General features: G+C 70.4%; 13 protein-coding genes and 1 pseudogene. 10 read left to right on the forward strand and 4 right to left on the reverse strand.

The annotated features are described in order from the left end of the window. Nucleotides 1–28: 28 nt before the first annotated feature. From ACFVXG_RS34275 to ACFVXG_RS34290, 4 genes are all read right to left on the reverse strand, one after another. Nucleotides 29–2014, reverse strand: coding sequence for a beta-galactosidase (locus ACFVXG_RS34275; RefSeq protein ID WP_387933263.1), 1986 nt, complete (start codon nucleotides 2012–2014; stop codon nucleotides 29–31). 77 nt (nucleotides 2015–2091) lie between these two features. Then, nucleotides 2092–3066 (reverse strand): carbohydrate ABC transporter permease, encoded by a 975-nt coding sequence (locus ACFVXG_RS34280; RefSeq protein ID WP_387933265.1) that lies wholly within the window; start codon nucleotides 3064–3066, stop codon nucleotides 2092–2094. Next, on the reverse strand, nucleotides 3063–4010 hold the full coding sequence (locus ACFVXG_RS34285; RefSeq protein WP_387933267.1) for an ABC transporter permease: 948 nt from the start codon (nucleotides 4008–4010) through the stop codon (nucleotides 3063–3065). The genes ACFVXG_RS34280 and ACFVXG_RS34285 overlap by 4 nt, the downstream gene beginning before the upstream one ends. After that, nucleotides 4007–5677 carry an ABC transporter substrate-binding protein gene (locus tag ACFVXG_RS34290; protein ID WP_387933268.1) on the reverse strand — a complete coding sequence of 557 codons (1671 nt, stop codon included), beginning with the start codon at nucleotides 5675–5677 and terminating at the stop codon, nucleotides 4007–4009. Before ACFVXG_RS34290 ends, ACFVXG_RS34285 begins: the two co-directional genes overlap by 4 nt. A 212-nt stretch (nucleotides 5678–5889) precedes the next feature. Here ACFVXG_RS34290 and ACFVXG_RS34295 point away from each other — a divergent pair, with 212 nt between their 5' ends. The 10 genes and pseudogenes from ACFVXG_RS34295 (at nucleotide 5890) to yjfF (ending at nucleotide 19948) form a co-directional block, all read left to right on the forward strand. Then, a complete protein-coding gene (locus tag ACFVXG_RS34295) occupies nucleotides 5890–8745 on the forward strand; it encodes a glycoside hydrolase family 3 C-terminal domain-containing protein (RefSeq protein WP_387933270.1) in 2856 nt (951 codons plus the stop codon). Nucleotides 8746–8946: 201 nt separating this feature from the next. Next, nucleotides 8947–9930, forward strand: coding sequence for an acetylxylan esterase (locus ACFVXG_RS34300; protein WP_387933272.1), 984 nt, complete (start codon nucleotides 8947–8949; stop codon nucleotides 9928–9930). A 98-nt stretch (nucleotides 9931–10028) separates the two neighbouring features. Next, nucleotides 10029–10160 (forward strand): annotated as a pseudogene (locus tag ACFVXG_RS34305) (family 1 glycosylhydrolase); the annotation flags it as partial. After that, the gene (gene yicI / locus ACFVXG_RS34310) at nucleotides 10157–12439 is read left to right on the forward strand and encodes an alpha-xylosidase (protein WP_387933274.1); all 2283 of its coding nucleotides are present in this window, start codon (nucleotides 10157–10159) and stop codon (nucleotides 12437–12439) included. The pseudogene ACFVXG_RS34305 and the gene yicI, both read left to right, overlap by 4 nt. 330 nt (nucleotides 12440–12769) lie before the next feature. After that, nucleotides 12770–12949: an AbfB domain-containing protein gene (locus tag ACFVXG_RS34315; RefSeq protein ID WP_387933276.1), complete on the forward strand. Its 180-nt coding sequence runs from the start codon at nucleotides 12770–12772 to the stop codon at nucleotides 12947–12949. A gap of 253 nt (nucleotides 12950–13202) precedes the next feature. After that, nucleotides 13203–14756 (forward strand): alpha-L-arabinofuranosidase B, encoded by a 1554-nt coding sequence (locus ACFVXG_RS34320; RefSeq protein ID WP_387933278.1) that lies wholly within the window; start codon nucleotides 13203–13205, stop codon nucleotides 14754–14756. Nucleotides 14757–15313: 557 nt separating this feature from the next. Then, on the forward strand, nucleotides 15314–16297 hold the full coding sequence (locus ACFVXG_RS34325; RefSeq protein ID WP_387933280.1) for an ABC transporter substrate-binding protein: 984 nt from the start codon (nucleotides 15314–15316) through the stop codon (nucleotides 16295–16297). Nucleotides 16298–16398: 101 nt separating this feature from the next. After that, entirely contained in the window at nucleotides 16399–17898 is a 1500-nt protein-coding gene (locus ACFVXG_RS34330) for a sugar ABC transporter ATP-binding protein (RefSeq protein ID WP_387933316.1), read from the forward strand. Beyond that, the gene (locus tag ACFVXG_RS34335) at nucleotides 17895–18980 is read left to right on the forward strand and encodes an ABC transporter permease (RefSeq protein ID WP_387933282.1); all 1086 of its coding nucleotides are present in this window, start codon (nucleotides 17895–17897) and stop codon (nucleotides 18978–18980) included. Before ACFVXG_RS34330 ends, ACFVXG_RS34335 begins: the two co-directional genes overlap by 4 nt. After that, the gene (yjfF, locus tag ACFVXG_RS34340) at nucleotides 18977–19948 is read left to right on the forward strand and encodes a galactofuranose ABC transporter, permease protein YjfF (RefSeq protein ID WP_387933284.1); all 972 of its coding nucleotides are present in this window, start codon (nucleotides 18977–18979) and stop codon (nucleotides 19946–19948) included. Before ACFVXG_RS34335 ends, yjfF begins: the two co-directional genes overlap by 4 nt. The last annotated feature ends 343 nt before the right edge of the window (nucleotides 19949–20291 follow it).

Consider the following 20291-nt stretch of genomic DNA (forward strand, 5'->3'; position numbering starts at 1 on the left):
TCGGTGGGCGGGGGAGACGGGGGAGCGTTCACTGCCTGCGCAGGACCGCGCAGCCTCCGGGCGCCAGTTCGCCGAGCGTCGCGTCGGTGAGCAGGTCGTGGCCGGGCTGCGGCAGGGGAACGGCCTCGGTCCGGTGGTTGATCAGCACGTGCCAGCCGCGGCCGTCCGCGGCGTGGCGGGTGACGGCCTCGACGCCGGTCGGCAGGCCCGGCAGCTCCGGGACGACCCCGGCCTCCGTCAGGAGCCGGCCTACCAGGCCGGCGTAGCCGGCGTCGTCGAGGCGGGTGGAGAGGTACCAGCCGTGGCCGGAGCCGAAGGCGTGGCGGGTGAGCGCCGGGCTGCCGTCGAGCATGCCGTGGGTGTAGGCGGCGATGACCTCGGCGCCGTCGGTGCGCAGGGACTCGCTCCAGGAGGAGCCCGTCGAGCCGTCGGAGAGCGCGATCTCCTCGCCCTTCGGCAGCGGGCGGTGCTCCTCGACCCGGATGCCCAGTGCCTCGCGCAGCGGTGCGGCCGGGTAACCGCCGAGCCGGGCATGCAGGTGCTCGTCGACGATGCCGCCGAAGTGCTGGACGAGCAGGGTGCCGCCGTCGGCGACGTAGCGGCGCAGGTTCTCGGCGCCCGCGTCGGTGAGCAGGAACAGGGCGGGGGCGAGGACGACCCGGTAGCGGCTCAGGTCGTGTTCGGGGTGGGCGAACTCGACCGTCAGTCCGGCGTCCCACAGCGCCCGGTGGGCGCGGCGCAGCGCGGGGTAGTAGCCGAGCTCGCTGGAGGGGAGCCCGTCGACGTTCATCGCCCACCAGGCGTCGGAGTCGTGCAGCACGGCGACGTCGGCCCGGACGGTGGAGCCGGCGAGTTCACCGAGCCGGGCGACGGCTTCCCCGGCGGCCGTGACCTCGCGGAAGATGCGGCTGTCGGGCCCGGCGTGCGGGACCATCGCCGAGTGCCACGTCTCGGCGCCGGCCCGGGACTGGCGCCACTGGAAGAACAGCGCGCCCTCCGAGCCGCGGGCGATGTGGGCAAGCGAGTGGCGAAGGATGTCCCCCGGCTCCTTGGGGAGGATGCGGTCGCCGACGTAGACGGTGTTGGTGCCCGATTCCATCAGCAGCCAGGGGGCGCCGCCGGCGAAGGAGCGGGCCCGGTCGGCGTCGAAGGCGGCGTGGGCGGCGGCGTCGACGCCGGGCGCGTTGGGGTAGTGGTCGATGGAGACCAGGTCGACCTCGCGGCCGAACGCCCAAAGGTCCAGGTTCTGGTAGCCGGGCACCATGAGGTTGGTCGTCACCGGCCGGTCGCTGTGGGCGCGGATCGCGTCGCGCTGCTCGCGGTAGGCGGCGAGGGTCTCGTCCGACCAGAAGCGCTTGTAGTCCAGGTCCTGGCCGGGGTTGTGGTGCCACTGGCTGGTGCGGGGCGGGAGGATCTGCTCCCACGAGGTGTAGTGCTGGCTCCAGAAGGCGGTCCCCCAGGCGTCGTTGAGGGCGTCCAGGGAGCCGTGGCGGGCGCGCAGCCAGACCCGGAAGGCGGCGGCGGTGTGGTCGCAGTAGCAGAGGGTGACGTACTCGTTGTGGACGTGCCACAGGGCGAGTGCCGGGTGTTCGCCGTAGCGTTCGGCGAGGGCGCCGGCGATGCGGCGGGCGGCCTGACGGTAGGCGGGGGCGGTGAGGCAGTAGGTGTCCCGGCTGCCGTGGGTCAGCCGGGTGCCGTCGGGGCGGACGGTCAGGGCGTCCGGGTGGGCCGGCGTGAACCAGGGCGGTGGGGACGCGGTGGGGGTGGCCAGGTCGACCGCGACGCCCGCCGTGTGGAGGCGGTCGAGGTGGGCGTCGAGCCACTCGAAGTCGTACCTGCCCTCCTCGGGTTCCAGCAGGGCCCAGGAGAAGACGCCGATGGTGGCGAGGTTGACGCGCGCCCGGCGCATCAGTTCGTCGTCCTCCTTCCACACCTGGGCGTCCCACTGTTCGGGGTTGTAGTCCCCGCCGTAGGCGAGGCCGCCGAGGCGGTCCGTGAGTCGGCGGATGTCCATCTGGGTGCCGTCCTTCCGGAAGCGGGGTCAACTGCGTTTCCCGGCCCGGCGGGGCGCGCCGGACCGGTTCGGATCGCTCAGCCCTTGATCGCGCCGGTGAGGACACCGGCACGCAGGTGCTTCTGCACGAACGGGTACACGATCACCAGTGGGACCAGGGTGAGGACCACGACCGCCATCTGCAGCGACAGCGGTGCGGTCTGCGCGTGGGTCTGCCCGAAGCCGGAGTTGACCGAGCCGGGCAGGCCGTTGGCCCGGTTGACGTAGGTGAGCAGCACGTACTGCAGGGGCCACTTCTCGCTGTCCGTCGGCATGTAGAGCATGACGTTGAAGAAGGAGTTCCAGTAGCCCACGGCGTAGAAGAGCGCGGTGACGGCGGTGACGGCGCGTGAGGTGGGCAGGACGACGGACCACAGGATCCGCCACTCGCCGGCGCCGTCCATCCGGGCTGCGTCGATCAGCTCGGAGGAGGTCTCCTGGTAGAAGGCGCGCAGCACCAGGATGTTGAAGACAGAGACCGCGCTCGGCAGGATCAGCGCCCACCACTGGCCGTAGCCGCCGAGGCCGGTGACGACCAGGAAGCTCGGGATCAGACCGCCGCTGATGAACATCGTGATGATCAGCAGCAGCAGGACGAAGCGGTGCCCGAGGGAGCGCGGCCGGGAGAGCCCGTAGGCGCACAGGACGGAGACGGCCATGGACACCGCGGTGCCGACCACGGTGATCCCGAGGCTCACCCCCAGCGCGGTGATGATCGTCGAGTCGCTGAGCATCTGGCGGTACGTCTCGGTGGTCAGGCCGTCCGGCCAGATCACCAGGCCGCCGGCCCGGTTGATGGCGCCGGGGGTGGAGAAACTGGTCAGGACGATGATGTAGAGCGGGACCAGGATGACGGCGAGCATCCCGCCGAGGGTGAGGCCCTTGGCGGCCTGGCCGACGGCGGTGGGCGGCTCGTCCCAGGGCGGACGGGCGGAGCCGGCCCGGCGCCTGGCGGCCGTGGCGGCCCGGCGGCGCTTCTCCCGCCGGGATCCCATGGTGAGTGCGTTGGTCATTTGCGATACAGCCCGTCCTCGCCGAAGGCGTGCGCCAGCCGGTTGGCACCCCAGATGAGCAGGAGGGAGACCACGCTCTTGAAGAGCCCGGCCGCCGCGCCGTAGCTGTAGCCGCCGGTGGCGATGCCGTAGTAGAAGGAGAAGGTGTCCAGGACGTCCGCGGCCTCGTGGCCGACGGCGTCGCGTTGGACCAGGAACTGCTCGAAGCCCACGGACAGGGCGTTGCCCAGCCGCAGGACCAGCATCAGCACGATCACTCCGCGCAGGCCCGGCAGCGTGATGTGCCACATCCGCCGCAGCCGTCCGGCGCCGTCAGCCGCCGCGGCCTCGTACAGCTCGCTGTTGATCGCGCTCAGTGCGGCGAGGAAGACGATGATCCCCCAGCCCGCCTCCTTCCAGATCGCCTGCGACGTGACCAGCAGCGCGAAGGTGTGCGGGTTGGTCATGATGTCCCAGGTGCCGATGTCGTGCTGGCGCAGGAACTGGTTGAGCACGCCGGCGCCGCCGAGCATCTGCTGGAAGATCGTGACCGCCAGCACCCAGGAGAAGAAGTGCGGCAGGTAGACCACGGACTGGAAGAAGTTGCGGATCCGCTCGCTGATCACCGAGTTGAGCAGCAGGGCCAGGGCGATGGGGATCGGGAAGAACAGGACCAGCTGGACGAAGCTGAGGTAGAGGGTGTTCTTCATCGAGGCCCAGAACGCCGGGTCGCCGAACAGCTGCTGGAACTGGTCGAAGCCGACCCATTCGCTGTGCCAGACCCCGACCAGCGGGTCGTACTCCTGGAAGGCGGTGACGATGCCGAACAGCGGCACGTAGTTGAACACCAGGAGCAGGACGACCGCGGGGACCGTCATCAGCAGGAGGGACTTGTCGCGCCGCAGCCTGGTCCGCCAGGTGAGCCGCGCAGGCTCGGCCGGGCGCTTCGGGGCCGCGGTGCTCACTGGCCGGTGCCGTACTTGTTGAGGACGTTGTCGGTCATCCACTGCTTGAGCCGCTCACCCGGGCCGGATCGCCAGCTGGCGATGGCGTCCTGCACGTCGGAGACCTTCTTCTTGCCGTGGTAGCAGTCCTTGATGGTGTCGTTGACGTTCTGCGCGGCATCGGCCGAGGCGATGGCCTGGGGCATGCTGAGGTTCATGCCCCAGAAGGGCGGCTTGGTGAGGTACTTGACGTTGGCGGCCGACCAGCCTGCGTAGTCCCTGGTGACCTGCTCGCCGCCCGGGTTGCTGATCACGGAGCCGGAGGCGGCCAGGAACGAGTAGGTCGTCACCTGGACGTCTTTCTTCCCTTCCTCCGTGAAGGTCGGCATGCCGTTCACCCGGGTGTGGTGGACGCCCTCGACGCCGTAGTTGACCATGGTGTACTCGGCCGTGCCGTACGGCGCGGCGAGGTAGTTCGCGACTGAGAGCAGTTCCTGGATCTGCTCCGGCTTCAGAGCGGCGTTGAGGTAGCTGATCATGCTGGCGGCGGCGCCCATGTAGATCACCGGCGTGCCCTTGCCGTCGGCGGTGATGGCGTTGAACGCGCCCCGCCGGTAGTTCGGGTCCGCGGCGGTGCCGGACTGGTGGTCGGACAGGTTCCACGCGCCCAGTCCGCCGCCCCCGATGAGCGTCTTCCCGCTGTAGAAGCGGGTGCTCCCGTTGGAGACGTCGCCGGCGAGGGCGTCCGGGTGCATGTAGCCCGAGGTGGCCAGGCGGTTGTGCCAGTCGAGGGCCTCCAGGAACTCCTGGGTCTCGAACGGGTGGACCAGCTTGCCGTTGTCGACCCTCCACTTCATCGGAACGCCCCAGGCGAACTGGAGATAGGTCCACACGTCGTCGAAGGCCCACACGCCCCGTTTGGCGTCGGTCAGTTCCTTGCCGATGTTCATCAGGTCGTCCGCGGACTTGACCTGGTCGGCGGTGATGCCCCGGGCCTCGAGGACGTCCCGGCGGTAGAAGGTGGCGCCGGGGATGCCGAAGCTGGTGGAGAAGCAGGGGATCCCGTAGAGCTTGTCGCCCCAGACGCCGTGCTGCCAGGCACCGGTGGGCAGCGCGGCCAGGTTGGGGTACTTCTTGATGTTGTCGCCGGACAGGTACGGGGTCAGGTCCGCGAGCTGGGTGCCGACCAGCCCGCCGGTGTTGAAGTTGGAGTTCAGCCAGGCCGGCAGGTTGATCCAGTCCGGCAGCTTCTTGGCGGCGGTCATCGTCGGGATGATCGTGTTGTAGTTGATGCCGTCCGTCGGCTTGACGGTCAGCTCGACCCCGAGCGCCTTGCTCATCGCCTGGTAGAAGGAGTTGCCGACCGGTGGGGCCGTGCCCCACAGCGGGGTGATCGCGGTGTAGCTGCCGCCCTTGCCCGGAACGCCGGAGACGCTGGTGGGAGGGGAAGCCGGGTAGGAGAGGTAGGCCGGGTCGGTCGCAGCGTCGCCTGTGCCCTGTACGGAGGCGATGTCCGGCTTGACCGCGTTGGTGTCGGGTACGTAGGTCGGGAGGGCGGCCTTGAGGCCTTCCTTGGTGTTCGCCGCGGCCTTCTTGTCCGAGCCGCCGCCGCAGGCGGACAGCAGGGGTGCCATCGCGGCGGCTCCCGCGACCGTGGCGGCGGTGGTCAGAAAGCTCCTGCGATTCAACCCGGATCTCATGGTGGCGTGGCCCCTCTCCGTCGAAGCGTCGAAGCGCTTGAATGTTTCGGCGAGACTAACGACGCGTTACCGGTTGAGCAAGAGGCTGAACAAAATCAAAGTCCTTTGGTTCCTGGGTAGTTGACAGGCCACTTGGGCCGTGTCAGCGTCGAGGCGCTTCGACTTGACCACTGAGCCCAGCTGTCCGAGGGGTATTCCACGTGAGTTCCGTGCCGGTGTCCGCAGCCGACCTGCCTGCTTTCCGCAACCCCACGCTCGCCCCACGCAAGCGTGTCGACGACCTGCTCCAGCGGCTCACGCTCGACGAACGGCTCGCGATGCTGCACCAGTACGCGCCGGCCGTGCCGCGCCTGGGTGTCGGCCCGTTCCGTACCGGCAGCGAGGGCCTGCACGGAGTCTCCTGGCTCGGCGTGGCGACGGTCTTCCCGCAGGCCGTCGGCCTCGGCGCCAGCTGGGACGAGGACCTGGTGCGCGGTGTCGCCGAGGCGGTCTCGACCGAGCTGCGGGCCTTCCACTACCACCGCTCGCCGGCAGTCGGCAGCCCCGAGCGCGGGCCCAACTCCCTGCAGGCCTGGGCCCCCGTGCTCAACCTGCTGCGCGATCCGCGCTGGGGGCGCAACGAGGAGGGCTACTCCGAGGACCCGGTGCATACCGCGCGGGTCGGCGAGGCGTTCTGCCGGGGCCTCTCCGGCGACCACCCGGACTACCTGCGGACCGCGCCGGTGCTCAAGCACTTCCTCGCGTACAACAACGAGGACGACCGCTGCACCACCTCCTCCGGAGTGCGCCCGCGCGTCCTCCAGGAGTACGACCTCGCCGCCTTCCGTCCCGTCGTCGCCTCCGGCGCCGCGACCGGCGCGATGGCTGCCTACAACCTGGTCAACGGCCGCCCCTGCCACGTCAGTCCGCTGATCGAGGTCGAGCTGCGCCGCTGGGCCCGGCAGACAGGCCACGAGCTGTTCGTGGTCAGCGACGCCGAGGCCCCCTCCAACCTGGTCGACCCGGAGCACTACTTCGACGACCACGCCGAGGGCCACGCGGCCGCGCTCAAGGCCGGCATCGACAACTTCACCGACCACGGCGAGGACAGTGCCACCGTGATCGGCCGACTGCGCGAGGCGCTGGACCGCGGCCTGATCGAGGAGGCCGACGTCGACCGCGCCGTTCGTCGGCAGCTCGAAGTGCGCCTGCGGCTCGGCGAGTTCGACCCCGAACTGGACCCGTACGCGGGCATCGGCCCCGAGGTGATCGACAGCCCCGAACACCGTTCCCTGGCCCGGAGGGCGGCCGCCGAGTCGACCGTCCTGCTCAAGAACGACGGCCTGCTGCCGATCGACCCGGCCAGCGCACCTCGGATCGCCGTCATCGGCCCGCTCGCCGACACCCTCTTCGAGGACTGGTACAGCGGCACCCTGCCGTACCAGGTGGGCATCGCCACCGGACTGGCCGCGGCCCTCGGCGCCCACGGCGGCGAGGTCGTCCCGGTGGAGGGCTCGGACCGCATCACCCTCCGCTCGCGCACCACCGGTGAACTGCTCGGGAAGTCCGCCTTCGACGTGACCGACTGGGGCGGTGGTGCCACCACCCTGCGCGCCGCCGACACCGGTCGGTTCCTGTCCCTCCAGGACGACGACGGCCTGGCGGCCGGCCAGGACGTGATCAAGAGCTGGTTCATCAAGGAGACCTTCCGGATCGAACCGGACGGCCCCGACACGGTGCTGCTGCGATCGGTCTTCACCGGGCGCTACGCCGCCGTGGACCCGACCGACGGCCGGGTGAGTGTCACCGCCGAGAGCGCGGAGGACGCCGAGCGCTGGCAGCGCGAGCTGGTGCGCGACGGCATCGCCGAGGCCCGGGCGGCCGCCGCGAACGCGGATGTCGCCGTGGTCGTCCTCGGCAACCACCCGCTGATCAACGGCCGCGAGACCGAGGACCGCGCCGACATCGACCTGCCCGAGGGGCAGGAGGAACTGCTGCGCGCCGTCGCCGAAGCCCGCCCGGACACCGCCCTGGTCGTGATGAGCAGCTATCCGTACGCCCTCGACTGGGCCGACGAACACCTGCCCGCCGTGGTGTGGACGTCCCACGGCGGGCAGGAAACAGGACACGCGCTGGCCGCGGTGCTGCTCGGCGGGGCCGAGCCCGCCGGCCGCCTGCCGCAGACCTGGTACCGGGGCGACGACCCGCTGCCCGCCCCGCTCGACTACGACATCATCAAGGCCGGCTGGACCTACCAGTACCACCGGGGCGCGACCCTCTACCCCTTCGGCCACGGGCTCTCCTACACCGACGTCGCCTACCGGGACCCGCGGCTGTCGCAGCCGTCGATCGGCCCGGACGGCGCGGTCGACCTCACCGTCACCGTGGAGAACCGCGGCCGGCGCGCCGGCAGCGACGTCGTCCAGGTCTACGTCCGCGCCCTGAACGCCCGCTACGAGGCGCCCCGGCTGCGCCTGGCCGACTTCCGCAAGGTCCGCCTGGAGTCGGGGGAGAGCCGCGAGCTGACGTTCCGGCTGCCGGCCGAGCGGTTCGCCCACTGGGACGTCGCCACGGGCGCCTTCGCCGTCGACCCCGGCGGCTACGAGGTCGTCGTGGCGAGGTCGGCCGAGGACGAGGTCCTCGTCGTGCCGCTCACCGTGACCGGGGCGGCGCCGACCCCCCGCGCCATCGTCGGACGGAGCGTCCAGGCCATCGACTTCGACGACCACACCGACATCACCATCGTCGACGCCACCCGCGCCGACGGTGACGCCGTGACCCCCACCGACCCCGGGCAGCCCGCGACGCTGCTGTTCCGCGAGGTCGACCTCTCCGGCGCCGTCCGGGTCGAGGTCGAGACCGCCCGCGAGGGCGGGGAGACGGGACCGGCCCGGCTCGACGTCCGGGCCGGCGGGCGGGTGGTGGCCGAGGTCGAGGTGCCCGTGACCGGCGATCGCTACGCCTGGACGACGGTCACCGCCGACCTCGCCGCCCCGCTCGACGGCGTGCACGACCTGAGCCTGACCCTGCACGGCGACTACCGGCTCTCCTCCTTCCGGTTCGGTGCGGCCGGCTGAGGCCTGCCGCCCCACAGACCGGCGGCCCGTCCCCGGGGAAGACGGGCCGCCACTCGTTCCAGCCCGGCTCACCGCCCGGGGCGATCCCGCCCGCCGCCGGGGCGCCGACCCGCAGTCACCAGCCGCCCGGAGGCGGCCCGCATGTCACTGCTCACGCCCCACTACCTGACCTCGAACTCGCAACACCCGGAGGAACCCCTCATGCCCGTCACCGACTTCGGTGCCGACGAACTCGTCGGCTACCGGCCCGAGTCGACCGCCCCGCAGGACTTCGACGCATTCTGGGAACGGACCCTCGCCGAAGCCCGCTCCCACGGCGGCGCGGTCAAGGCCGAACGTGTCACCGAGCAGTACGGACTGCGCACCGTGGAGGTCGACGACGTACGGTTCCCGGGCTGGAACGGCGAGCCGGTGGCCGCCTGGCTGCTGCGCCCGCGCGACGCGGAAGGCCCGTTGCCCGTCGTCGTCACCTACATGGGATACAGCGGCGGCCGCGGGCTGCCCACCGAGCACCTGTTCTGGTCCGCGGCCGGCTATGCCCAGTTGGTCGTCGACAGCCGGGGGCAGGGCCACGACACTCCGGACCGGGGCGTGGGAGAGGGCACCCAGTGGGTCGGGGGCTTCATGACCAAGGGCATCGAGTCCCCGGAGAACCACTACTACCGGCGGTTGATGACCGACTGTGTGCGTGCGGTGGACGCCGTTGCGCAGTTGCCCGGTCTCGATGCCGGCCGGATCGTCGTGGCGGGTGGCAGCCAGGGTGGTGGGTTGTCCCTGGCGGTGGCGGGGCTCAGCGGGGACCGGGTGGCGGCGGTGATGCCGGACGTGCCGTTCCTGTGCGACTACGTTGAGGGCGCGCGGACCTCTCTGGACGGTCCGTACCAGGAGCTCGTCAGCTATCTGCGTTGGCACAGTCGGGAGCGGGTGCGGCCGACGTTCGCGACCCTGGCGTACTTCGACGGCGTCGACTTCGCCCGGCGGGCCAGTGCTCCGGCTCTGTTCAGTGTCGGTCTGATGGACCCGGTCTGCCCGCCGCGGACGGTCTATGCGGCGTTCAACCACTACGCGGGCGAGGACCGGACGATGACGGTGTGGCCGTTCGCCGAGCACGCCGGTGGCTGCGGCTCGAACCCGCCCGTCCAGCTGGCCTGGCTGCGCGAGCGCGGGCTGGCGCCGACGTGGTGACCGCACCACCGAGACCCCTGCTCGGCTCACCGAGGGACCTCATGAGGGTGAGCCGCACGATCGGCTCCGACACCGGCTCGGACACCCGCTCCGACACCGGCTACGAGCAGCGTTTCGGTCTGGTCCGCGTCGACTACGACACTCTGGCCCGTACCCCGAAGAACAGTCATGACTGGTTCCGGGGTCTGATCACCGCGCATGGTGCGCGGACGGAGGAACCTGTCCGATGAAGTTCACCGACGGCTACTGGTTGATGCGTCCGGGTGTCACGGCGCGGTATGCCACCGAGGTCGCGGATGTCCGTACCGGTGAGGGCCGGTTGACCTTGTTCGCGCCGGTCAGGCATGTGCGTGGTCGTGGTGACACGCTCAACAGCCCGCTGTTGACCGTCGAGTGCTGGTCGCCGGCGGAGGGTGTGATCGGGGTGCGCGTCACCCACCACGCGGGTTCGGTGCGGGGTGGGCCGGAGTTCGCGCTGCCCGGCGCCGAGGAGGGCAGTGGGAAGGTGCGCCGGGACGGCGACGTGGTGGAACTGAGCTCCGGTGAAATGACGTTGCGGGTCGACGTTGCTGAGCCGTGGCGGCTGGAGTTCACCGCGGGCGGCCGGGTGCTGACCACGGTGGGCGAGCGCGGCACGGGTTTCGTCACCGACGCCGAGGGCCGCCACCACATGCTCGGCCAGTTGTCCCTGGGCGTCGGCGAGCTGGTGTACGGCCTGGGGGAGCGGTTCACGCCGTTCGTGCGCAACGGCCAGGTGGTGGACATCTGGCAGGCGGACGGCGGCACCAGCAGCGAGCAGGCGTACAAGAACATCCCGTTCCATCTGACGAACCGGGGCTACGGCGTCTTCGTCAACCATCCGGGCAGGGTGTCCTACGAGGTCGGCTCCGAGTCGGTGGGCCAGGTGCAGTTCAGTGTCGAGGACCAGTCGCTGGAGTACTTCGTCGTCCACGGTCCGACTCCCAAGCAGGTCCTGACGCGCTACACCGCGCTCACCGGCCGCCCCGCGCTGCCCCCGGCGTGGGCGCTGGGCCTGTGGCTGACCACGTCGTTCACCACGGACTACGACGAGGCCACGGTGAACCGCTTCGTCGGGGGGATGGCCGAGCGCGGGATCCCGCTCAGCGTCTTCCACTTCGACTGCTTCTGGATGCGCGGGTACCAGTGGAGCGACTTCCGCTGGGACGAGGACACCTTCCCGGACCCGGCGGGGATGCTGGCGCGCCTCAAGGAGCAGGGCCTGCGCATCTGCCTGTGGATCAACCCGTACATCGCGCAGAAGTCGGAACTCTTCGCCGAGGGCATGCGCGAGGGCCACCTCGTGCGGCGCCCGGACGGCACCGTCTGGCAGTGGGACCTGTGGCAGCCCGGCATGGCCCTGGTGGACTTCACCAACCCCGCCGCCACCACCTGGTACCTCGACAAGCTGCGCACCCTGCTGGACGTCGGCGTGGACTGCTTCAAGACCGACTTCGGCGAGCGCATCCCCACCGACGTGCTCTGGCACGACGGTTCCGACCCCGAGCGGATGCACAACTACTACACCCACCTGTACAACGAGGCGGTGTTCGGGCTGCTGCGCGAGGAGCGGGGCGAGGGGGAGGCGATGCTGTTCGCCCGCTCCGCGACCGCGGGCGGCCAGCAGTACCCGGTGCACTGGGGCGGCGACTGCGAGTCGCACTTCAACGCCATGGCGGAGTCGCTGCGCGGAGGACTGTCCCTGGGCCTGTCCGGCTTCGGCTTCTGGAGCCACGACATCGGCGGCTTCGAGGGCACACCCACCCCCGCCGTCTTCAAGCGCTGGACCCAGTTCGGCCTGCTCTCCTCGCACAGCCGCCTGCACGGCAGCAAGTCCTACCGGGTGCCGTGGGACTTCGGCGAGGAGGCCGTCGAGGTCACGCGCGAGTTCACCCTGCTCAAGCACCGCCTGGCGCCCTACCTCCAACGCGCGGCCCAGCAGGCGCACGCCACCGGGGTCCCGGTGATGCGCGCGATGGTGCTGGAGTTCCCCGACGACCCGGCCGCAGCGACGCTGGAGCGGCAGTACCTGCTCGGCGACGACCTGCTCGTCGCCCCGGTCTTCACCGAGGACGGCACGGTCGACTACTACGTACCCGAGGGGACGTGGACCAACATCCTGACCGGCGACCAGGTCATCGGCCCGCGCTGGGTGCGCGAACAGCACGGCTTCCACACCCTGCCGCTGCTCGCCCGTCCCGACTCCGTCGTCCCGCTCGCCGCGGACGACCAGCGCCCGGTCTCCGCCTGGGCCGAGGGCGTCGAACTGCGGGTGCACGCCTTCGCCGACGGCGCCGAGAGCACCGTGGTGATCCCGCGCTCCGACGGCCCCGGCGAGAGCGCCCGCTTCCACCTGCGCCGCACCGGCGAGCGCCTCCGGGTGACCACCGACAGCCCGCACCCCTGGCAGCTGCGGATCGGCGGCCCGGACGGCGCCCTGTACACCAGCCCGGCCGGCACCCCGGAAGCCGAACTGCCCTACCCGGCCTGACACCTGGCCATCCCAGGACAGCCGGCCCCAAGGACACGGGTCCCCGCACGCCACCGCACGGGCGTGCGGGGACCCGTCCCCATTCCCGGCTCCGGCCACCCCGGTCCCCACCCCACACGGAGGCCGTCGGCGGAGACAACTCTTCGGGGGATTGTGTGCGTTAACACCCAGACGTCTTGACGGTGCCGGGGCGTCTGGCCATAGTGATGGTCGATGCAGCTGGCCAGGAGCTTTCTCGACGGGCCTGGTTCACCTTTTCTCGACCATTGTTGTTAGCGCTAACAATATTGGACGCTTTCTTCCTTCCCCCACCCGCGAAGGAGTTCGTTCATGACCACCCGAACACGGCTGAGCCGCGCCTGGCGAACGCCGGCGGTGGGCGGAACGCCGGTGACGTTCGGCAGTTCCGCCGCCGACGCCACCTTCTGCGCCCAGCACGGGACCAGCGGCGCCGACTACTCCCCGAAGTCCTTCAACGTCCCGGAGAGGTACGTCCGCCACTGCCGCTAAGCCGGCCGCGTCGCGAGCAACGGCGGCACCGACTCCTGGGACGGCCCTTCGTCGTGGGCCCAGGACACCAGCCGGCTCGCCGCCTCTCCCCGGAGCTGACCAGCAGCCCCTGTGCCGGGTCCGGTGCCCAGAAGGGCAGAAGCCGCACCGGACCCGCAGGCGTCAGCGCAACCCGAGCCGTCCGCGCAGCCGGACACCGGGAGGTTCGTCGGCGCCCGCCCCACCCCCACCCCACCCAGTGAAGGAACTCCTCATGATCAAACCGTGGTTGAACCGCCTCCGGCACGCGTTCCTCGCGGCCGGTACCACCGCTGCGCTCGCCGCCGGCCTGTTCACCGCCACGGCCACTCCCTCGCAGGCCGCCACCCAGGGGCCGTGTGACATCTACGCCGCGGGCGGCACGCCGTGCGTGGCGGCGCACAGCACCACCCGGGCCCTGTACGGGACGTACAACGGCCCGCTGTACCAGGTCAGGCGCGCGGTCGACAATGCGACCAGGGACATCGGCCTGCTGAGCGCCGGCGGCTACGCCGACGCCGCCGCGCAGGACTCCTTCTGCGCCGGCACCAGCTGCGTCATCACCGTCCTCTACGACCAGTCCGGCAAGGGCAACCACCTCACCCAGGCGCCCGCCGGCGGGGCGGCCGGCGGGCCGGACAACCTCGCCAACGCCGTCGAGGCGCCGGTCACCGTCGCCGGCCACAAGGCGTACGGCGTCTATGTCGCCCCCGGGACCGGCTACCGCAACAACAACACCAACGGCATCGCCACCGGCGACCAGCCCGAGGGCATGTACGCCATCTTCGACGGCACGCACTTCAACGGCGGTTGCTGCTTCGACTACGGCAACGCCGAGACGAACAACCTGGACACCGGCAACGGCCACATGGAGGCCCTCTACTTCGGCAACAACAAGAGCTGGGGCTCGGGCAGCGGCAATGGCCCGTGGGTCATGGCAGACCTGGAGAACGGCCTGTTCTCCGGGGTGAACCGAGGGTTCAACGCCAATGACCCCAGCGTCAGCAACCGATTCCTGACCGCCATGCTCAAGGGCGGCCCGAACCAGTGGGCCCTCCGCGGGGGTGACGCCCAGTCGGGCGGTCTGTCCACCTTCTACAACGGCGCACGCCCCAACGCCACCGGTTACGACCCGATGCACAAGGAAGGCGCGATCATCCTCGGCATCGGCGGTGACAACAGCAAGTGGGCCCAAGGCACCTTCTACGAGGGGGTCATGACCCAGGGCTACCCGTCGGACGCCACCGAGAACGCGGTCCAGGCCAACATCACCGCCGCGGGCTACAACAGCGGTTCGACCGGCACCGGCACGCTGACCCCCGGCTCCCGGATCTCCCTGCAGGCCACCACCGCGCCCTGCTGCACGTCCCACTACCTCCGCCACAACGACACCGACTCCAAGGTCGTCATCTCCGACACCGGCTCCGCCAGCTCGGCCAACGACAAGGCCGACGCCACCTGGATCGTCCGCGCAGGCCTGGCCGACTCCTCCTGCCTGTCCTTCGAGTCCGCCAACAGCCCCGGGCAGTTCCTGCACCACTACAACTACGAGCTCTACCTGGACTTCGACAGCGGCGTCGGCTCCTTCGCGCAGGACGCCACCTTCTGCCCCACCACTGGCAACAGCGGGGTCGGCACCTCCTTCCGGTCCGTCAACTTCCCGACGAAGTACCTCCGCCACTACAACTACACCGCCTACATCGCCGACAACGGCGGCTCCAACGCATGGGACAGCAGTACCAGTTGGGCTGCCGACACCAGCTGGCTGGTCGCCCAGCCCTGGGGCTGAGCCGCCGGGGCACCGGCGGTCGTCCGCAGTGCGATTCAGCGGGCGGAGCAGGGTGCCGATGGTTCTGACGGGTGCCGGGCCCAGGGGCGGGAGCGCCCCTGGGCCCGGCACGGCCATTGTGCGGCCGTGGCCTGCGCGCCCGGGCCAGGGCCGGCGGAGCCGGCAGGAAGCCGCCCGCCCAGGCCGGCGTGGGCCTGTCACGCCGACCGCCTCAGCGCCCCGGGCGATCGCCCGACCTCTACCGACCGGGATCCCGGTCGTGTGCCGATGAGCTGCCGCGACCTGCCCCGATCGGCTCCGAGGCGTGTCCGGTGGTTCCGGTCCCGAACGGCAGGGGGCGGGTGCTCCGGGCGTCAACTGGCCGACGTGGATACCGGACTGAGAGCACCTCCGGTAGCCGGTCCGTCCTGGTCAAGATTGGGTAACACGGCGCGGAGGCCTTGCCGGGGTCAATTGTTAGCGTTAACAATCGGTCCCGAGCGAAACGGCGACGATACCTCGCGTTCACACAGCCGGTGCCGTTCGCGCGATCGACGATCCCGAGAGGAAGTCCCCACATGTCCAAGAGAGTTGCGTCGGTCCTGGCCGCCGGTGCGATGGTTGCCGTCCTCACCGCGTGCGGTTCCGGCGGAGGTGGGGGCTCGGCCGACAAGGGGGCCGGCCACAAGCTCGTGGTGGGCTTCTCGCAGGTCGGCGCGGAGAGTGGCTGGCGCACCGCGAACACCAAGTCGATCCAGGAGGCGGCGAAGAAGGCCGGCATCGAGCTGAAGTTCTCCGACGCGCAGCAGAAGCAGGAGAACCAGATCAAGGCGATCCGCTCGTTCATCCAGCAGAAGGTCGACGTGATCGCCTTCTCGCCGGTGGTGGAGTCGGGTTGGGACACCGTCCTGAAGGAGGCCAAGGACGCGCACATCCCGGTGATCCTGACCGACCGCGCGGTGGACTCCAAGGACGAGTCGCTGTACGTCTCCTTCCTCGGCTCGGACTTCGTCGAGGAGGGCAAGAAGGCCGGCGACTGGCTGGTCAAGGAGTACGCGGGCAGCAGCGGCGACGTGAACATCGTCCAGCTGGAGGGCACCACCGGTTCGGCGCCGGCCAACGACCGCAAGTCCGGCTTCGCGGACGCCACCAAGGGCGACCCGAAGTTCAAGGTGGTCGCCTCGCAGACCGGCGACTTCACCCGCGCCAAGGGCAAGGAGGTCATGCAGGCCTTCCTGAAGTCCCAGCCGAAGATCGACGTGCTGTACGCGCACAACGACGACATGGCGCTCGGTGCGATCCAGGCGATCGAGGAGGCCGGCAAGAAGCCGGGCGCCGATATCAAGATCGTCTCCGTGGACGGAGTCAAGGACGCCTTCACCGCGATGACCCAGGGGAAGATCAACTACGACGTCGAGTGCAACCCGCTGCTCGGCGACCAGCTGATGGACCTGGTGAAGAAGGTCAAGGCGGGTGAGCAGGTGCCGCGTCGGATCAAGACCGAGGAGGGCACCTTCACTCCCGAGCAGGCCACCGCGGCCCTGCCCACCCGCCAGTACTGACCGGCCCGGCCGGCCCGGGGAGCGATCGGCGGATCGCTCCCCGGTGGGCCGGGTCGCACGAGGAGAGGAGAACCGGGGTGCGTCAGCAACCGGTCCTGGAAATGCGGGGTATCCGCAAGGAGTTCCCCGGGGTGGTGGCGCTGGACGGGGTCGACTTCCGGCTCTTCCCCGGTGAGGTGCACGCCCTGATGGGGGAGAACGGCGCCGGGAAGTCCACGCTGATCAAGGTGCTCACCGGTGTCCACCCGTCGGACGGCGGCGAGGTGGTGCTGGCCGGCGAGCAGGTGTGGATCGCCGGGCCGCTGCAGGCCCAGCAGGCCGGCATCAGCACGGTCTACCAGGAGGTGAACCTCTGCCCGAACCTGTCGGTCGCGGAGAACATCTTCATCGGGCGCGAGCCCCGCCGGTTCGGCCTGATCGACTGGGCGGCGATGCGCCGCCGGGCAGCCGAACTGGTCCGAGAACTCGACCTGGACATCGACGTCGGCGCGCCGCTGAACAGCTACTCCATCGCCGTCCAGCAACTGGTGGCGATCGTCCGCGCGGTCGACGTCTCCGCCAAGGTACTGATCCTCGACGAGCCGACCTCCAGCCTGGACCGCGACGAGGTGAACCAGCTCTTCGCCGTCATACGGAGGCTGCGCGACCAGGGCGTGGCCGTCCTGTTCGTCTCGCACTTCCTCGACCAGATCTACGAGATCTGCGACCGGATGACGGTGTTGCGCAACGGCCGGCTGGAGGGCGAGTACCTGACCAGCGAGCTCAACCAGGTCGAACTCGTCTCCCGGATGATCGGCGCCGAACTCGCCGGACTCGACCAACTCGCGGGCGGCCAGCGGGGCGAGCGCTCCGCCCCGGTCGCCGGCCCGGCTTTCCTACAGGCCGAGGGCCTGGCCCGGAAGGGTGCCGTGGAGCCGTACGACCTCGCCATCCGACCCGGCGAAGTGATCGGCCTCGCGGGCCTGTTGGGGTCCGGCCGGACCGAGGCGGCCCGGCTGCTGTTCGGCGCCGACCACAAGGACCGCGGCACCGTGCGGATCAACGGCACCGAGGTCGACCTGCGCAACCCGCGTGACGCGATCGCCCACGGCATCGCGTTCTGCTCGGAGAACCGCAAGACCGAGGGCCTGGTCGGCGAACTGACCGTCCGGGAGAACATCGTGCTGGCGCTGCAGGCCGCCCGCGGCTGGACGCGCCCGCTGTCGCGCACCGCGCAGGAGCAGTACGCGCTGCGCTGGATCCGCGCCCTGGACATCCGCCCCGGCAACCCCGAGGCGCTGGTGCGCAACCTCAGCGGCGGCAACCAGCAGAAGGTGCTGCTCGCCCGCTGGCTGATCACCGACCCCAAGCTGCTGATCCTGGACGAGCCCACCCGCGGTATCGACATCGGGGCCAAGGCCGAGATCCAGAAGCTGGTCGCGGACCTCGCCGAGAAGGGCATGGCGGTGCTGTTCATCTCCGCCGAACTGGAGGAGGTGCTGCGGCTCAGCCACCGGGTCGGCGTGCTGCGTGACCACCGGATGGTCGCCCAGCTCGACAACGACGGCGAGCTCACCCCGGAGCGCGTCCTGGCCACCATCGCGAGCGGAGCGGAAGAATGACCACGGCACCGACGACCCCGTGGGCCAGGGCGGTGACCCGGTCCAGGCTGTTCTGGCCGGCCGTGGTGCTGGCCGTGCTGCTGCTCGCCAACCTCGCCTTCACCCCGGACTTCTTCGCCGTCCACCTCAAGGACGGTCACCTGTACGGAAGTACGGTCGACATCCTGCACTTCGGCGCCCCGCTGATCCTGGTGTCGCTGGGCATGACCCTGGTGATCGCCACCGGCGGCATCGACCTCTCGGTCGGCTCCACCGTCGCCATCGCCGGTGCGCTGGCCTGCCAGCACATCAGCGAGGCAGCCGACCCGGCGAGCCTCGGTACGGTGTTCGGCGCGGTGGGCATCGCACTCGGCACGGCGGTGCTGCTGGGCGTCGCGAACGGGGTGCTGGTGGCCCGGATCGGCGTGCAGCCGATCATCGCCACCCTGATCCTTATGGTCGCCGGGCGAGGCCTGGCCCAGCTGATCACCGACGGCCAGATCATCACGATCACCAGCGAGCCGTACCAGCTGATCGGCGGCGGCTACTGGCTGACCATGCCGTTCGCGATCCTGCTCAGCGCCGTGGTGGTGCTGGCCACCGTGCTGCTGACCCGCTCCACCGCGCTCGGACTGCTGCTGGAGTCCGTCGGCGGCAACCCGGTGGCCAGCCGGCTGGTCGGCATCCGGGCGATGCGCCTGGTCGCCCTGGTCTACGTGTTCAGCGCGCTGTGCGCGGCACTGGCGGGCCTGATGGTGTCCTCGAACGTCTCGGCCGCCGACGGCAACAACGCCGGTCTGTGGATCGAACTCGACGCCATCCTCGCGGTGGTGATCGGCGGGACCTCGCTCAACGGCGGCCGCTTCTCGATCGGCGGCACGGTCCTCGGCGCGCTGATCATCCAGACCCTCTCCACCACCGTCTACACCATCGGCATCCCGCCGGAGACCACCCTGGTCTTCAAGGCGTTCGTCGTGATCACGGTCTGCCTGATCCAGTCGCCGAACTTCCGGGCCAAGGTCGCCAGGCGCGGCGGCGCCGGACGTCGGAGCGGAGCCCGGACCAATCCTGTCACCACCACCAACCGGGAGGTCGGCGCGTGAACGCCAACGCCCTGCTGACCAGAGTGCGGGGACAGGTCCCGCTGCTGGTCACCTCCGTCCTGCTGGTGTCGATGTTCACCGTCGGGTCGGCGCAGTACGACGGCTTCTTCTCCGGCCAGGTCGTGCTCAACCTCCTGATCGACAACGCCTTCCTGCTGGTCGTCGCGGTCGGCATGACCTTCGTCGTACTGACCGGCGGCATCGACCTGTCGGTAGGCGCGGTGGTGGCGCTGTCCACCATGGTCTCCGCCTGGCTGGTCGAGAAGCACGGCTGGCCGCCGCTGCTGGTGATCCCGCTGGTCCTGCTGATGGGCACCGCGGGCGGCTGGCTGATGGGCTGGATCATCCACGTCTTCGAGATCCAGCCGTTCATCGTCACCCTGGCCGGCATGTTCCTGGCCCGCGGCCTGTGCTACACGATCAGCGTCGAGTCGATCTCCATCACCGACCCGCAGTACACCGCCATGGCGCAGACCCGGATCCCGCTCGGCGACCTGTTCGTCTCACCGAGCGCGGTCATCGCACTGCTGGTGGTCGCCGTCGCCTTCGTGGTCCTGCACTACACCCGGTTCGGGCGGAACGTGTACGCGCTCGGCGGCAGCGAGCAGTCCGCGCTGCTGATGGGCCTGCCGGTGCAGCGGACCAAGACGACCGTCTACGCGATCAGCGGTTTCTGCTCCGCGCTCGGCGGCGTCCTGCTCACCTTCTACATGCTCTCCGGCTACGGCCTGCACGCGGTGGGCCTGGAACTCGACGCGATCGCCGCCGTGGTGATCGGCGGCACCCTGCTCACCGGCGGCTCCGGCTACCTGCTGGGCACCCTGCTCGGCGTGCTGGTGCTCGGCCTGATCCAGACCATCATCAGCTTCCAGGGCACCCTCAGCTCCTGGTGGACCCGGATCGTCATCGGCGCCCTGCTGTTCGTCTTCATCGTCCTGCAGCGCCTGATCACCGCCCGCCGGCGGTAGCGCACCGCGTCGCCCCGGCACGGCCCGCCCGGGCCGTGCCGGGGCCCACGCCTGGGCACGGTGCCGTCTCCCGGGACCGTGCCCACGCCGTCCTCGCCTACGTACCGGAAATGCATGAGCGCGGCCCAGCGTGGCGGGAAACGAATTGAAGGAAACCCTTGCGACACTCCGGCCGCTCCGGTCGCTCCGGGGCGGGGTGTCACGGTGAAGGCGCGGTGCCACCGTCGAAACGCCTGACCGGCAGTGCCCGACCGGCACCATGCGAAGAGCCGGGTCGCGCCCCCGGGGGCCACCCCCCACATCGCCGGGGAGGTGCGCCGGCGCCCCCGGGGGGGGCCACGGC

It is taken from the genome of Kitasatospora sp. NPDC058162, assembly GCF_042884005.1.
Lineage (GTDB): Bacteria > Actinomycetota > Actinomycetes > Streptomycetales > Streptomycetaceae > Kitasatospora.